General features: G+C 66.5%; 12 protein-coding genes. 4 read left to right on the top strand and 8 right to left on the bottom strand.

Annotation, left to right across the window (positions count from 1 at the left end):
- Nucleotides 1–31: 31 nt before the first annotated feature.
- Nucleotides 32–2,131, bottom strand: a complete 2,100-nt coding sequence (locus tag BLR05_RS07445; protein ID WP_092833287.1) for a 3-hydroxyacyl-CoA dehydrogenase NAD-binding domain-containing protein — start codon at nucleotides 2,129–2,131, stop codon at nucleotides 32–34.
- A 394-nt stretch (nucleotides 2,132–2,525) separates the two neighbouring features.
- On the opposite strand from BLR05_RS07445, the gene BLR05_RS07450 reads away from it, so the two are divergent.
- Nucleotides 2,526–3,740, top strand: coding sequence for a glycoside hydrolase family 5 protein (locus BLR05_RS07450; RefSeq protein ID WP_225979317.1), 1,215 nt, complete (start codon nucleotides 2,526–2,528; stop codon nucleotides 3,738–3,740).
- Nucleotides 3,741–3,826: 86 nt separating this feature from the next.
- Here BLR05_RS07450 and BLR05_RS07455 read toward each other — a convergent pair whose 3' ends face one another.
- Nucleotides 3,827–4,003 (bottom strand): EAL domain-containing protein, encoded by a 177-nt coding sequence (locus tag BLR05_RS07455; protein WP_225979315.1) that lies wholly within the window; start codon nucleotides 4,001–4,003, stop codon nucleotides 3,827–3,829.
- A gap of 198 nt (nucleotides 4,004–4,201) precedes the next feature.
- Here BLR05_RS07455 and xopO point away from each other — a divergent pair, with 198 nt between their 5' ends.
- Complete coding sequence (xopO, locus tag BLR05_RS26755) at nucleotides 4,202–4,852, top strand: XopO/AvrRps4 family type III secretion system effector (RefSeq protein WP_208605987.1); 651 nt, start codon at nucleotides 4,202–4,204, stop codon at nucleotides 4,850–4,852.
- A 418-nt stretch (nucleotides 4,853–5,270) separates the two neighbouring features.
- On the opposite strand, the gene BLR05_RS07465 is transcribed toward xopO, so the two are convergent.
- From BLR05_RS07465 to BLR05_RS07490, 6 genes are all read right to left on the bottom strand, one after another.
- Nucleotides 5,271–5,966, bottom strand: a complete 696-nt coding sequence (locus BLR05_RS07465) for an ABC transporter ATP-binding protein (protein ID WP_092833291.1) — start codon at nucleotides 5,964–5,966, stop codon at nucleotides 5,271–5,273.
- 1 nt (nucleotide 5,967) lies between these two features.
- Complete coding sequence (locus BLR05_RS07470) at nucleotides 5,968–6,762, bottom strand: ABC transporter ATP-binding protein (RefSeq protein ID WP_092833293.1); 795 nt, start codon at nucleotides 6,760–6,762, stop codon at nucleotides 5,968–5,970.
- A complete protein-coding gene (locus BLR05_RS07475) occupies nucleotides 6,759–8,081 on the bottom strand; it encodes a branched-chain amino acid ABC transporter permease (RefSeq protein ID WP_092833295.1) in 1,323 nt (440 codons plus the stop codon). Before BLR05_RS07475 ends, BLR05_RS07470 begins: the two co-directional genes overlap by 4 nt.
- A 4-nt stretch (nucleotides 8,082–8,085) precedes the next feature.
- A complete protein-coding gene (locus tag BLR05_RS07480; RefSeq protein WP_092833297.1) occupies nucleotides 8,086–9,039 on the bottom strand; it encodes a branched-chain amino acid ABC transporter permease in 954 nt (317 codons plus the stop codon).
- A gap of 121 nt (nucleotides 9,040–9,160) precedes the next feature.
- Nucleotides 9,161–10,396 carry a branched-chain amino acid ABC transporter substrate-binding protein gene (locus BLR05_RS07485; protein ID WP_092833299.1) on the bottom strand — a complete coding sequence of 412 codons (1,236 nt, stop codon included), beginning with the start codon at nucleotides 10,394–10,396 and terminating at the stop codon, nucleotides 9,161–9,163.
- A 148-nt stretch (nucleotides 10,397–10,544) separates the two neighbouring features.
- Nucleotides 10,545–12,185 carry a 3-(methylthio)propionyl-CoA ligase gene (locus BLR05_RS07490; protein WP_092833301.1) on the bottom strand — a complete coding sequence of 547 codons (1,641 nt, stop codon included), beginning with the start codon at nucleotides 12,183–12,185 and terminating at the stop codon, nucleotides 10,545–10,547.
- A 191-nt stretch (nucleotides 12,186–12,376) separates the two neighbouring features.
- Here BLR05_RS07490 and BLR05_RS07495 point away from each other — a divergent pair, with 191 nt between their 5' ends.
- Nucleotides 12,377–13,867, top strand: coding sequence for a protein adenylyltransferase SelO (locus BLR05_RS07495; RefSeq protein ID WP_092833303.1), 1,491 nt, complete (start codon nucleotides 12,377–12,379; stop codon nucleotides 13,865–13,867).
- Nucleotides 13,864–14,277, top strand: coding sequence for a peptide-methionine (R)-S-oxide reductase MsrB (msrB, locus tag BLR05_RS07500; RefSeq protein WP_092833305.1), 414 nt, complete (start codon nucleotides 13,864–13,866; stop codon nucleotides 14,275–14,277). The genes BLR05_RS07495 and msrB overlap by 4 nt, the downstream gene beginning before the upstream one ends.
- Nucleotides 14,278–14,327: the final 50 nt, after the last annotated feature.

The raw sequence follows: 14,327 nt of genomic DNA on the forward strand, positions 1-14,327 counted from the left end.
TGGTTCTTGGCAAACATGCGGACGGCGCGGGTCAGGCGAAGGCCTTGCCCTCGGCGGCGAGGCGCGACAGCAGCGGCGCGGGCTCCCACGCAGCGGCGTCGTCCAGCGGGTTCTGCGCGAAGCGCTGCATCGACTGCGCGACGTTGAAGAGGCCCACTTCGCTCGCGTAGTGCATCGGGCCGCCGCGGTGAATGGGGAAGCCGTAGCCCGTGAGGTACACCATGTCGATGTCTCCGGACTTGCTCGCGATACCCTCTTCCAGGATCTTCGCGCCCTCGTTCACCAGGGCATAGACCAGGCGCTGCACGATCTCCTCGTCGCTGATCTTGCGCGGGGCGATGCCGAGTTCCTTGCGGTGGTCCTCGATCATCTGGTTCACCAGGTCGCTCGGGACGGCATCGCGCTTGCCCGGCTTGTAGTCGTACCAGCCGGCGCCCGTCTTCTGGCCGTAGCGGCCCAGCTCGCAGAGCTTGTCGGCCGTGCGGCTGTACTTCATGTCCGGGCGCTCGACGGCGCGGCGCTTGCGGATCGCCCAGCCGATGTCGTTGCCGGCGAGGTCGCCCATGCGGAACGGGCCCATGGCGAAGCCGAACTTCTCGATGGCCTTGTCCACCTGCTGGGGCGTGGCGCCTTCATCGAGCAGGAAGCCGGCCTGCTGGCTGTAGCGCTCGATCATGCGGTTGCCGATGAAGCCGTCGCAGACGCCGGAGACCACGGCTGTCTTCTTGATCTTCTTGGCGAGCGCCATCACGGTGGCGAGCACGTCCTTGGCGGTTTCCTTGCCGCGCACCACCTCCAGCAGCTTCATCACGTTGGCGGGGCTGAAGAAGTGCATGCCCACCACGTCCTGCGGACGCTTCGTGAAGGCGGCGATCTGGTCCACGTCGAGCGTGGAGGTGTTGGAAGCGAGGATGGCGCCGGGCCTGGCGACCTCGTCGAGCTTCTTGAACACGGTTTCCTTGACGCCCATCTCTTCGAACACCGCCTCGATGACGAGATCGACGTCCTTCAGGTCGTCATAGCTCAGCGTGGAGGTGAGCAGAGCCATGCGCTGCTCGTACTTGTCCTGCTTGAGCTTGCCCTTGGCGACCTGCGCCTCGTAGTTCTTGCGGATGGTGGCGAGGCCACGGTCCAGCGCTTCCTGCTTGGTCTCCAGGATGGTGACGGGAATGCCGGCGTTCAGGAAGTTCATGCTGATGCCGCCGCCCATGGTGCCGGCACCGATCACGCCCACCTTGCGGATCTCGCGCCTGGGGGTGTCCGACGGCACGTCGGGGATCTTGCTCGCGGCGCGCTCGGCCAGGAACAGGTGGCGCAGCGCGCGCGATTCGGGCGTCCACATCAGGTTGACGAACAGCTCGCGCTCGTACGCCAGGCCGTCATCGAACTTGCGCTTGGTGGCGGCTTCCACGGCGTCCACGCACTTGAGCGGCGCAGGGAAGTTCTTCGCCATGCCCTTGACCATGTTGCGGGCGAACTGGAAGTAGGCATCGCCCTGCGGGTGCTTGGCGGGCAGGTTGCGCACCAGCGGCAGCGGGCGCGCGTCGGCCACGCTGCGCGCGAAGGCCAGGGCCTCTTCGGCGAGCGATTCGGCCGAGGCGGCCATCTTGTCGAAAAGCTTCTGGCCGGGCATGCCGCCGATCAGCTCGCTCTTCACGGGCTCGCCGCTCACGATCATGTTGAGCGCGGCTTCCACGCCGACGACGCGCGGCAGGCGCTGGGTGCCGCCCGCGCCGGGCAGCAGGCCCAGCTTCACTTCGGGCAGCGCCATGCTGCAGCCGGGGGCGGCGATGCGGTAGTGGCAGCCCAGGGCCAGCTCCAGGCCGCCGCCCATGCACACGGTGTGGATGGCGGCCACGACCGGCTTGGCCGAGCCTTCCACCGCGCGGATCACCGAGTGCAGGTTGGGCTCCTGCATGGCCTTGTCCGTGCCGAATTCCTTGATGTCCGCGCCGCCGGAGAACGCGCCGCCGGCCCCCGTGACGACGATGGCCTTCACGGCCGCATCGGCATTCGCGCGGGCCAGCCCGTCGGTGATGCCCTTGCGCGTGGCATGGCCCAGCCCGTTCACGGGCGGATTGGCCAGGGTGATCACGGCTACATCGCCGTGGACTTGGTATTCAGCGGTCATTGCTTGTCCCTTGGTTGGTCTGGAAAAGAACGGTCGTGCTTTTTGATTCTAGAGAGTCCGGGCGAGGATGCCAGCCAGGGTTGTCCCGGCTGGGACAGAAATGGGCATCGCATCGTGCACTGTGCCAGGGCGTCGCGCGCGCCGTGGTGGCGCAAAGCCGACGAACCACACGCCGTTACAGCAGGACCCCGGAGCGGCCGCTAAGGTGGCGGGCGCTCCAATTCCCCATCCTATGCGAAAGGTTTCCATGGTTGCTTCGCCCCGTCGTCGCCCGGCGCCCGCGTCCCCCCAAACACCTGCGGACACGCCGCCAGAGCGGCCCTCTTCCAGCCTGCCCCGCCGCACGCTGCTGCAAGGCGGCGTCGGTGTTGCCTGGGCCGCGGCCGCGCCCTGGATGGCGGCGCACGCCGCCGGCGCCACCCTGCCCTTCGCGGGCATGAACCTGTCGGGCCTGGGATCGAACAGTTTCGTTGAGAACGCCGCCATCGGCACCCACTACCGCGACATCACCGAACAGCACATCGCAGCAGCCGGCGATTGCCCGCTGTTCCGGCTGCCCACCACTGCGCAACGCTTCAGCACCGGCCAGGGTCTGCCGTTGAACGAGGCCTATTTCCAGCAGGTGCGCACCGTGCTCGACCGCCTCGCCGCCCGGGGCAAGCAGGCCATCGTGGAGCTGCACGATTACCTGCGCCTGCCCACCCGCGTGGCGGCGCTGCAGGGCTACCGCATCCAGGCCGGCCAGCTCGTGGGGCCCGATGGCCGCGCGGTGGCCGATCCCGCGGCCGATACCGTGTGGCAGGGCAGCTACCGCAAGGGCGACTTCGACTACCTCGCGTATTTCGACGGGCGCGACCAGTTGCTCAAGCTCTACGAATACCGCGTGATCGGAACGCGCGGCTGCAAGCTCTACACGGAAGACGGCCTGCCGGACCTCTGGTCGCGCATCGTGCAGCGCCTGCGCGACCATCCTGCGGTCTTCGGCTGGGGTCTCATGAACGAGCCCCATACCGGCAAGGAGAAGAACGCGGACGGCACACCCTTCGACATGCGCGCCCACTGGCTGCGCATCGCCACGCGCGCGGCCGCGCGCATCTTCGACTTCGACCGCCGGCACTTCGTTTTCATCTGCGGCAACGAGTACGCCTCAGCGCGCCTATGGCCCAAGGTCTCCGACGGGCTCTCGGCCATCCCCGATCCCCACGGCCTCATCGTCTACGAGGCGCACAACTACCTCGACAGCGGCGGCAAAGGCGGCGGCGCCTGGCTCAACCCGAAGGAGCGCGTGGCGCCCGACACTGGGGAGAAGATGGTGACGCCCTTCGTCGAGTGGCTCAAGGACAACGGCAAGCGCGGCTTCCTCGGCGAGCACGGCTACCCCGAAGGCAACGCCAGCGCCGAGATCGCCACCCGCCGCATGCTGCAGCTCCTGCAGCGCAACAACGTGCCCAGCACGCAGTGGTGTTTCGGCCCGGGCTGGCCCGCCGGCGATCCGCTCGGCATGAGCTACGATTTGGACGCGAACACCGTCGCGGTCAAGGGCAACATCGCGGCCGTCAAGCCCTTCTTCACCGTGCGCCTCGCCACGTACCAGGCGCCGCTGCTCTAGCCGCAGGCTCCAGGCTCCCGGGGCTGGCGCACTGCCAGCCAGGTACGCAGTGGCGCTGGCGCCAGTTCCATGGGCGCGGCTATGTGTTAGCCCTGGCCATCGTCGCAACCCATGCGCAGCAGCGCGTCTCCGGTGGATGCGTCTTCGATGCCTTCGGCCATCACGCGCAATCCCAGTTGGCGCCCTTGCTTCACGACTATCTCGGCAATCCGCGCGCATTGCGCGCCGGTGGGTTGGCGCACAAAGCTGCGGTCGGTCTTCAATGAGGAGATTCATCGATCTGCTGCTACATGCCCTGCGCCAAACATTCCGTCACTGACAGCTTTCGCGTCGGGGCGGCACCGCATGAAGCCATGGGATCTTTTTCGGAGTTCGATACGGCTTTTCGCGCCACCGCCCTTCGATTTTCATTGATGAACCAATGCTTGCGACTGTCTGTCCTCAACTGAAAAATACTCTCCATGCTTAATAGCTCCATTAAATCGGCCAGCAGCAACTCCACGCGTTCCCAGGCGCTTCAGGAAACGCAACGCCATACAAAACAACCCACCGCCGGTTCGTCGGGACCATCGGCCAAACTGGCTCATCCCGAACTCCAAGGAATGCTCGCGGCCAAGCGCACTGCACAAACGCCGAGGCAAGCGCGAGCCGACAGCCCGTCAGCTCAGAGCGCACGGCTCACCCAGGCTTTCAACGCACAACGCCATAGCATCGCCGAACAAGCCGGTCCGTCCAACGACCGTCACCTGACTGCACTCGATAAACTGCAGGCGCGCGGCTTCATGCCGGCTGTTGGAGGGATAGAGATTCCGCTCACGCCCCACTCTCTCCCGGGCGGAGGCAAGCGGGTCCGAGCAATTGGCGCGTCTTCATCGACCCAGGTCAGCGTCGTCCCTGGTCGCGACGTCGCCCAGCAGCTTCGACAGTCCATAGAAGACGCGCGACTGTTGATTCAAACTGCGACTGAAGATCTTGCAAACGCCGAAGAAGAAGGCAATCCGATTGAAATAGCAACCAACCAGCGAATACTCGCCGAAGCACGTTCTGACCTACAAACTTACAACCAACTATATGCGGCATATAGAGAAGAAAACCGTCGAAGAAACGGTTGAATTCCAATAGGGTGCCTCTCCAAATCTCTGCATTCGGAGGTCCGTGCGGCGTCACCGTTGATTCACAAGGACGGTGGGTTGGTGGATTCGGGGTTTTGAAAGGCTCCCAATAGACACGATGTCAGTGCTCGGGCTTTCTCACTGTTGGTCTACACAAGCATGCGCCCCAGCGCCGTAACTCATTGATTTATAAAGGCGCTGGGTGGTCCATATTGGGGTTTGAGAGGTTCCCGCAAGCATCGCATCGGGATTTGAGTCGCGATGCGGTCCGACGGCGAACCTCCACAACAGCCGCGGAAACGGAAAACCACCGCATCGCTGGAAATTTTGGAAATCGCTGCGTGATGACTGCGGTGCGTGCTGTCGTGGCAAATCCCCGAAAACGGACCGGCAGCCGCTCTGCGGCATTGCAAGGCGGCTATACCTCCAGCCACTCCTTGCGCACCGCCGTGTTTTCTCGCAGTCCTTCGGGCGTGCCGTCGAACACGATGCTGCCGTGGCCCATCACGAGCGCACGGTCGGAGATCCGCATGGCGATGGTGAGCTTCTGCTCGATGAGGAGGACGGACACCCCGCGCTCGCGGATCTTCGTGAGGTACTCGCCCACCAGCTCGACGATCTTCGGCGCCAGGCCCTCGGTGGGCTCGTCGATGATGATGAGGTCCGGATCACCCATGAGCGTGCGGCAAAGGGTGAGCATCTGCTGCTCGCCCCCCGACATCACGCCCGCCTCGGTGTGCTGTCGCTCCTTGAGACGCGGGAACATCGCGTACATGTCGTCGAAGCCCCAGCGGCTGCCCTTGCCGCGGCCCTTCTGGCCCAGCAGCAGGTTCTGGTGCACGGTCAGGTTGGGAAACACATCGCGGCTCTCGGGCACGTAGCCCAGGCCCAGATGCGCGATCTCATAGGGCTTGCGGCCCGTGAGCCCCCGCCCTTTCCACTCCAGCGTGCCCTCCCAGTGCACCAGGCCCATGATGGCCTTGGCGGTGGTGGAGCGGCCCGAGCCGTTGCGTCCCAGCAGGGCCACGATCTCGCCGGGCGCCACGTCGAAGCCCACGCCGTGCAGCACGTGGCTCTTGCCATAGTAGGCGTGCAGATTGTCGATGTGCAGCATGTCAGTGGCCCTCCGCCTGCTCTGCAGCGATCACCGACCCCAGGTAGGCTTCCTGCACGCGCGGGTTGGCGCGCACGGCTTCCGGCGTGTCGAAAGCGATCACCTCCCCGTACACCACCACCGCGATGCGGTCGGCCAGGCCGAAGACCACGCCCATGTCGTGCTCCACGGTCAGCAGCGTGCGCCCCTGCGTGACTTCGCGGATCAGCTGGATGAAGCGAGCGGTTTCGCTCTTGCTCATGCCGGCCGTGGGTTCGTCCAGCAGGATGACGCTGGCGCCGCCGGCGATGGTGATGCCGATCTCCAGCGCACGCTGCTCCGCGTAGGTAAGGTTCATGGCCAGGATGTCGCGCTTGGATTCCAGGTGGATCTGCCCCAGCAGCTCCTCCGCCCGGGCGTTCGCGTCGTGGAGCCGCGAGAGGAAGCGCCAGAAGCTGTAGCGGTAGCCCAGGCTCCAGAGCACGCCGCAGCGCAGGTTCTCGAACACGCTCAGCTTCGGGAAGATGTTGGTGATCTGGAAGCTGCGCGACAAGCCCATGCGGTTGATCTCGTACGGGGCCCTGCCGTCGATGCGCTGCCCGTTGAGCAGCACCTCGCCGCTCGAAGGCCCGAAGCGCCCGCTGATCAGGTTGAACAACGTGGACTTGCCCGCGCCGTTCGGACCGATGATGGCCACGCGCTCGCCGGCCCGCACCGACAGGTTGGCGCCACGGATGATCTCCGTCTTGCCGAATCGCTTGCGCAGGTCGCGCAGCTCCAGCGCCGGTGTCCCGGAAGTGTCGTGGGTGGCCGTCATGCGCGCCCTCCCCGGCCGGAGAGGCCCGACTGCAGGTCGCGCTCGATGCCTTCCTGGGTGGCCCCCCAGGCCCGGGCGAAACGCCTGCGGCATGCCTCGAACAGGCCCAGACCCACGGCGAACACGAGGCCCGCGCCGATCCAGGTCGCGGTACTGCGGGCGTCCAGCGTCATACCCAGGAATCCGATCTGCGGCCCGAGCGCCGCGTTGAGCTGCAGGTGGTAGGTCATCTCGATCATCGCGGCGGCGCCCCCAACCGCAACGAGCGCGGAGCAGGCCAGCGCGAGGTAGCCCGGCAGCAGTGGCTTCAGCCGTCCGTGGCGCGCCACGCGCAGGTTCATCATGATCAGGCTCGCGATGCCGCCGGGGGCATACATCACCATGAAGAGGAACACCAGGCCCAGGTAGAGCAGCCAGGCCTTGGACAGCTCCGACAGCAGCACCGACGCGAAGACCAGCAGCACCGCGCCGATGATGGGCCCGAAGAAGAACGTGGCGCCGCCGAGGAAGGTGAACAGCAGGTAGGAGCCCGAGCGCATCACGCTCACGCTGTCCGCCGCGGTGACGATCTCGAAATTGATCGCCGCCAGCGCGCCGCCGATGCCGGCGAAGAAGCCCGAGATGATGAAGGCGTAGTAGCGCACGCGCTGGGTGTTGTAGCCGATGAACTCCACGCGCTCCGGGTTGTCGCGCACGGCATTCAGCATGCGGCCCAGCGGCGTGCCCGTGAAGGCGAACATCAGTGCGGTGCAGACGAAGCAGTAGGCGGCGATCAGGTAGTACACCTGGATGGCCGGACCGAACGTGATGCCGAAGAAACCCTTGCCATACACGCGGTCGGTCGTGATGCCGCCCTCGCCGCCGAACACCTCGGGGAACATCAGCGCCATCGAGGCCACCAGCTCGCCGATGCCGAGCGTGATCATCGCGAAGGTGGTGCCGGATTTCTTGGTCGTGACGAAGCCCAGCAGCACCGCGAAGAACATGCCGGCCAGGCCGCCCACCAGCGGGATGAGCACCAGCGGGATGGGCAGCGCGCCCTTGGCCGCCCAGTTCATGGCGTGCACGGCCATGAAGGAGCCCAGGCCGGTATAGACGGCATGCCCGAAGCTCAGCATGCCGCCCTGCCCCAGCAGGATGTTGTAGGACAGGCAGATGATGATGAGGTAGCCGATCTGCGCGAGCATGGTGAGCGCCAGGCTGCTGGTGAACACCTTGGGCGCCACGATGAGCGCGAGCGCGAACAGGCCCCAGACCACGGCGCGGACGATGTCGAGCGGCCGGAAACGGTAGACGCCGGAAGATGGATGCATGGCCATGGTGTCAGTCCTCCCGCGTTCCGAGCAAGCCCTTCGGGCGGAAGATCAGGATCAGCACGAGGAACAGGTACGGCAGGATCGGCGCGACCTGCGAAATGGTGAGCTTGAGCACGGGGTAGCCGAAGGTCTGGTCCGTCACCGCCATGCCGATGGAGCGCAGCGCGCTCGCCAGCGAGTAGTCGAGCGCCACGGCGAACGTCTGCACCAGCCCGATGATGAGCGAGGCGAGGAAGGCGCCGGCGAGCGATCCCATGCCGCCCACTACCACCACGACGAAGATGATCGAGCCGACCGACGCCGCCATGGCCGGTTCGGTGACGTAGGTATTGCCGCCGATCACGCCCGCCAGACCGGCCAGGGCACAACCACCGCCGAACACCAGCATGAAAACGCGCGGCACGTTGTGGCCGAGCGCCTCCACCATCTCCGGCTGCTTGAGCGCGGCCTGGATGACAAGGCCGATGCGCGTGCGGGTGAGCACCAGCCAGACGGAAACGAGCATCAGCATCGCCACCAGCATCACGAACGACCGCGACTTCGGGAACTGCGTGCCGTAGAGCGAGAAGAGCGGCCCCTGCAACTGCGGCGGCAGGCCGTAGGGCACCGTGGAGCGGCCCCAGACGAGCTGCACGAGCTCCAGGATCAGGTAGGAAAGCCCGAAGGTCACGAGCAGCTCCGGCACGTGGCCGAACTTGTGCACGCGCCGCAGCGCATAGCGCTCGAAGGCCGCGCCCAGGGCGCCCACCGCCAGCGGCGCGATGAAGAGCGCGGGCCAGAAGCCCACCACGCCCGAGATCGAATAGGCGAAGTAGGCGCCGAGCATGTAGAAGCTGGTGTGCGCGAAATTGAGCACGCCCATCATGCTGAAGATCAGCGTCAGCCCGGAGCTCAGCATGAACAGCAGGAGCCCGTAGCTCACGCCGTTGAGCAGGGAGATGACGAAAAACTCGAGGTTCATCGGGATCAGGCCGCGAGGCGCTGCGGGAAAGCGAAAGGGGAGGAAAAGGCCGGAGACCGGGCCCGGGATGGCGTTCTTCCGGGCCCGTCCGATGCGAAGTCCGCGCGGCGCGGCCGGGCGGTCAGGAAGGCCGCTTCATCTGGCACGAGGTGGGCGTGCTCGCCACGTAGGGCTCGTAGTACTTCACGGGCACGAAGGTGTAGCCCGTATTCTCGGCGTCGTAGGGGTACTTTCCGCCCGCCTTCTCCCACTTGGAGACGAAGAGGCCCTGCTGCAGCTGGTGGTCGGACTTGCGCATCTCCACCTCTCCGTTGAAGCTGTTGAACTTCATGCCCTCGAGCACCTGCGCCACCTTCACGGGATCGGTGCTCCTGGCCTTGACGAAGCCGGCATCCAGCATCGCGAAGGCATGGTAGACGGCCCCCGTGTACATGTCGTCGTTGAACTTCTTCTTGTAGTCGGCCACCACCCGGCCGATGTCGCCGGGCAGGTTCAGGTGGTTGTACGAGACCATGTACACGCGCCCCGCGGCGGCCGCACCCATGGCGGTGGGCGATCCGGTCACGCCGCCGTAGTAGGTATAGAAGCTGACGCTGTTCAGGCCCGCGTCGTTGGCCGCCTTGATCAGCAGCGCGAGGTCGGAGCCCCAGTTGCCGGTGATGACCGTATCGGCGCCCGATTGCTTGATCTTCGCGATGTAGGGCGCGAAGTCGCGCACCTGTGCCAGGGGATGCAGGTCGTCGCCCACGATCTGCACGTCGGGCCGCTTGCGGGCCAGGTTCTCCTTGGCGTACTTGGAGACCTGCTGGCCGTGCGCGTAGTTCTGGTTGATCAGATAGACCTTCTTGATGTCGGGCTGGTCCTTCATGAAGGTGGTCATGGCCTCCATCTTCATCGACGTGTCGGCATCGAGGCGGAAGTGCCAGTAGCTGCATTTGCTGTTCGTGAGGTCCGGATCGACCGCGGCGTAGTTGAGGTAGAGCACCTCCTTGCCGGGGTTGCGCGCGTTGTGCTTTTCCAGCGCGTCCATGATGGCAAGCGCGGGGCCCGAGCCATTGCCCTGCACCACGTAGCGCGCGCCCTGGTCCATCGCGGAGCGCAACGCGCTCGTGGTTTCCTGCGGGCTGAGCTTGTTGTCGATGCCGATGACCTCGAACTTCACGCCCGAGGCGTTCTTCCTGCTGAACTCGTCGGCCAGGAACTGGAAGCTCTTGAGCTGGTTGGTCCCCACCGCTGCCATGAGACCCGAGAGCGGATCGAGCCATGCGATCTTGACGGTTTCGCCCTTCTGGGCAAAGGCACCGCCTGCGGTCGCCAACATTGCAGATACAGCCACCAGCTTGATAGCAAATCTCATCGCCTGTCTCCTTGCGTATTGGGGGTCACCGAACACGCCGCAGCGTACAGGCGAGGTCCGCCGAGGTGTTCAGGGATTCACCCTAGCGCCTATCCCGCAGGCGACTCGCGGCGGGCGGCCACACGGGCCGCACGCCGTCGCGCGCTGCTCAGAGGCCGGGAAGGCGGTAGTCCTGCAACTTGTCGCGCAGCTTCGCCTTGAGCATCTTGCCGGTCGCGCCGATGGGGATCGCGTCGAGGAACACGACGTCGTCCGGTATCTGCCATTTCGCAGTCTTGCCCTCGTAGAAAGCCAGCAGTTCCTCGCACGTGAGTTCCGTTCCCGGGCGCCGCACCACGGCCACGATGGGCCGCTCATCCCACTTCGGATGCGGCATGCCCACGCAGGCCGCCATCGCCACGGCCGGATGCGCCATGGCGATGTTCTCGATGTCGATGGAGCTGATCCACTCCCCACCGGACTTGATCACGTCCTTGCTGCGGTCCGTGATCTGCATGTAGCCGTCCGGGTCGATGGTGGCCACGTCGCCCGTCGGGAACCAGCCGCGTCCCTGCGCGTCGGGCACCAGCGGGCTCTCCTCCGAGCGGTAGTAGCGGTCCACGATCCAGGGCCCCTTCACCAGCAGGTCGCCGTAGGTCCTGCCGTCCCAGGGCAGCTCGCGCCCTTCACCATCGACGATCTTCATGTCCACGCCGAAGATGGCGCGGCCCTGCTTGAGCAGGATCTTCATGCGCTCCTGCTCCGGCAGGTCCAGGTGCTTGTTCTTGAGCGAGCAGAGCGTGCCCAGGGGGCTCATCTCGGTCATGCCCCAGGCGTGCAGCACACGCACGCCATAGTCGTTCTGGAAGGCTTCGATCATCGCCGGCGGGCAGGCGGAGCCGCCGATCACCGTGCGCCGGAGCTTGCCGAAACGGCCCCCGATCGATTTCACGTGCTGCAACAGCATCTGCCAGACGGTCGGCACGCCGGCGGCGAAGGTCACGCCCTCGGCGTCCATGAGTTCATAGACGGACTTGCCATCCAGCGCGGGGCCGGGGAAGACCAGCTTGCACCCGGTGAGCGGTGCCGAATACGGAATGCCCCAGGCATTGACGTGGAACATGGGCACCACGGCGAGCGCCGAATCGCTAGCCGACAGGCCCATGACGTCGGGCAACGCCGCCGCATACGCATGCAGGACCGAGGACCGGTGGCTGTAGAGCACGCCCTTGGGGTGGCCCGTGGTGCCGCTGGTGTAGCAGAGGCTGGATGCCGAATTCTCGTCGAACACCGGCCAGGCGTACTCGCTGGAGGCCGCGCCGATCCAGCTTTCGTAGCTCGTGAGCTGCGGAATGCCCGTGCCCTCCGGCAGCCGGTCGGCATCGCAGAGCGCCACCCAGCGCCGGACCGTCGGGCATTTCGCATGCACCGCCTGCACGATGGGCAGGAACGTGAGATCGAAGCACAGCACCTCGTCCTCGGCGTGGTTCACGATCCAGGCGACCTGGTCGGGATGCAGACGCGGATTGATCGTGTGCAGCACACGGCCTGAACCGCTCACCCCGTAATACATCTCCAGGTGGCGGTAGCCGTTCCATGCCAGGCTGGCGACGCGGGCGCTGGGGAAGAGGCCCTCCCCGTCCAGCGTGTTGGCGAGCTGGCGCGCCCGGGCGGCCATGTCCCGGTAGGTGTAGCGGTGGATGTCGCCCTCCACTCGCCGCGAGACGATCTGCGCATCGCCGTGGTGGCGTTCCGCAAACTCGACGAGCGTCGAAATCAGCAGGGGTTGGCTCTGCATCAGGCCCAGCATGGTGTCTCCTTCTATTCCCGTGGATATGGTGATCGTCGAATCCTAACCCTGCGGTACGGTGCGGCGCCCCCAGGGCAACCCCGCGCCCGGCAGCCCCTGTCGCCAGGTTGACAGGCGATGCACAGGTAGGCGTCCGCCGCGCAAGCCCCTGTGGCCCGCCCAGGCAAAGGCCGTGGGAGACAATGGCGGCAATGACGACCTCCGCCCCCTCCGCCCCGACGGCCGAGGCCCGCTCGGGCCTGGCCTGGCGGGACGGCTTCGCCGCCCTGGGGCCCGGCTTCTTCACCGAACTGGTCCCGACGCCCCTGCCCGATCCCCGCTGGGTGGCGGGCAGCGAGTCCACGGCCCGGCTCATCGGGCTGGAACCGGACTGGCTGGGCAGCGATGCGGCGGTCCAGGTGCTGTCGGGCAACGCGCTGCTGCGTGGCATGCGGCCGCTGGCAAGTGTGTACAGCGGCCACCAGTTCGGCGTCTGGGCCGGCCAGCTGGGCGACGGCCGAGCGATCCTTCTCGGCGAGACCGAAACCGGCTACGAGGTGCAGCTCAAGGGCAGCGGACGCACCCCGTATTCGCGCATGGGCGACGGCCGCGCCGTGCTGCGGTCGTCCATCCGGGAGTTCCTCTGCAGCGAGGCCATGCATGAGCTCGGCATCCCGACCACGCGCGCGCTGGCCCTGACGGCCTCGCCCGCACCCGTGGAGCGCGAGGAAATCGAGACGGCTGCCGTCGTGACGCGCGTCGCGCCCAGCTTCGTGCGGTTCGGCCACTTCGAGCACTTCGCGGCGCGCGACCAGGAGCCCGAGCTGCGTGCCCTGGCGGACTACGTGATCGATCGCTACTACCCCGGCTGCCGCGATGCCGGCGAAGCGCCCGGCGGCAATCCCTATGCCGCGCTCCTGCAGGCCGTGGGTGGCCGGACCGCCGCGCTGCTGGCGCAGTGGCAGGCCGTGGGCTTCTGCCACGGGGTGATGAACACCGACAACATGAGCATCCTGGGGCTCACCATCGACTACGGGCCTTTCCAGTTCCTCGATGCCTTCGTGCCAGGGCACATCTGCAACCACAGCGACAGCCACGGCCGCTACGCCTTCAACCGCCAGCCCCAGATCGCCTACTGGAACCTCTTCTGCCTCGGCCAGGCGCTGATGCCGCTGATCGAGGACACCGAGCTCGCCCAGGCCGCGCTGGAGCCCTACCGCACGGCCTTTCCGGCGGAGTACATGGGCCGCATGCGCGCCAAGCTCGGCCTGGCGTCGGCCGCCGAAGGGGACGCCGCGCTGGTGGACGACCTGCTCGGGCTGCTGGCCGCGGACGCCGTGGACTACACCATCTTCTGGCACCGGCTCTCGCTGGCGGTGGCCGGCGACGGTTTCGCGCCGGTGCGCGACCTGTTCATCGACCGGGCAGGATGGGACGACTGGACGGCGCGCTACCGCCAGCGGCTGCAGAGCGAGACCCCGCAGGACGCGGCCGGCCTCATGCAGCGCAGCAACCCACGCTTCGTGCTGCGCAACCACCTGGGCGAGCTGGCCATCCGGGCGGCCAAGACGGGGGATTTCGCGCCCCTGCACGCGCTCCAGGCCGTGCTGGCCCGGCCTTTCGACGAACATCCCGCGCATGCCGAGTGGGCGGGATTCCCGCCCGACTGGGCCTCTTCCATCGAAATCAGCTGTTCATCATGACCTACCCGATCCAGAAGACCGATGCCGAATGGCAGGCGCTGCTGCAGGACAAGGGAGCCGAACCCGTGGCCTGGCAGGTCACGCGGCATGCGGCCACCGAGCGCCCCTACACCGGAAAGTACGAAGCCCACTGGGACGACGGCAGCTACCACTGCGTCTGCTGCGGCGCCAAGCTGTTCGACTCGGACACCAAGTTCGACGCCGGCTGCGGCTGGCCCAGCTTCTCCCTGGCGGTGCCCGGCGCCATCCGCGAAATCGTGGACCGCAGCCACGGCATGGTCCGCACCGAGACGGTGTGTGCACAATGCGGGGCCCACCTCGGCCATGTGTTCGAGGACGGGCCCGCGCCCACCGGCCTGCGCTACTGCATGAACTCCGCCTCGCTGGACTTCGAGCCGGACGGCGCGTGATGCAGCGACGGTGCGCGGCACACGCATGACGAGCCCGGCAACCGCCCTGC

This window comes from Paracidovorax cattleyae, assembly GCF_900104515.1.
Lineage (GTDB): Bacteria > Pseudomonadota > Gammaproteobacteria > Burkholderiales > Burkholderiaceae_C > Paracidovorax > Paracidovorax cattleyae.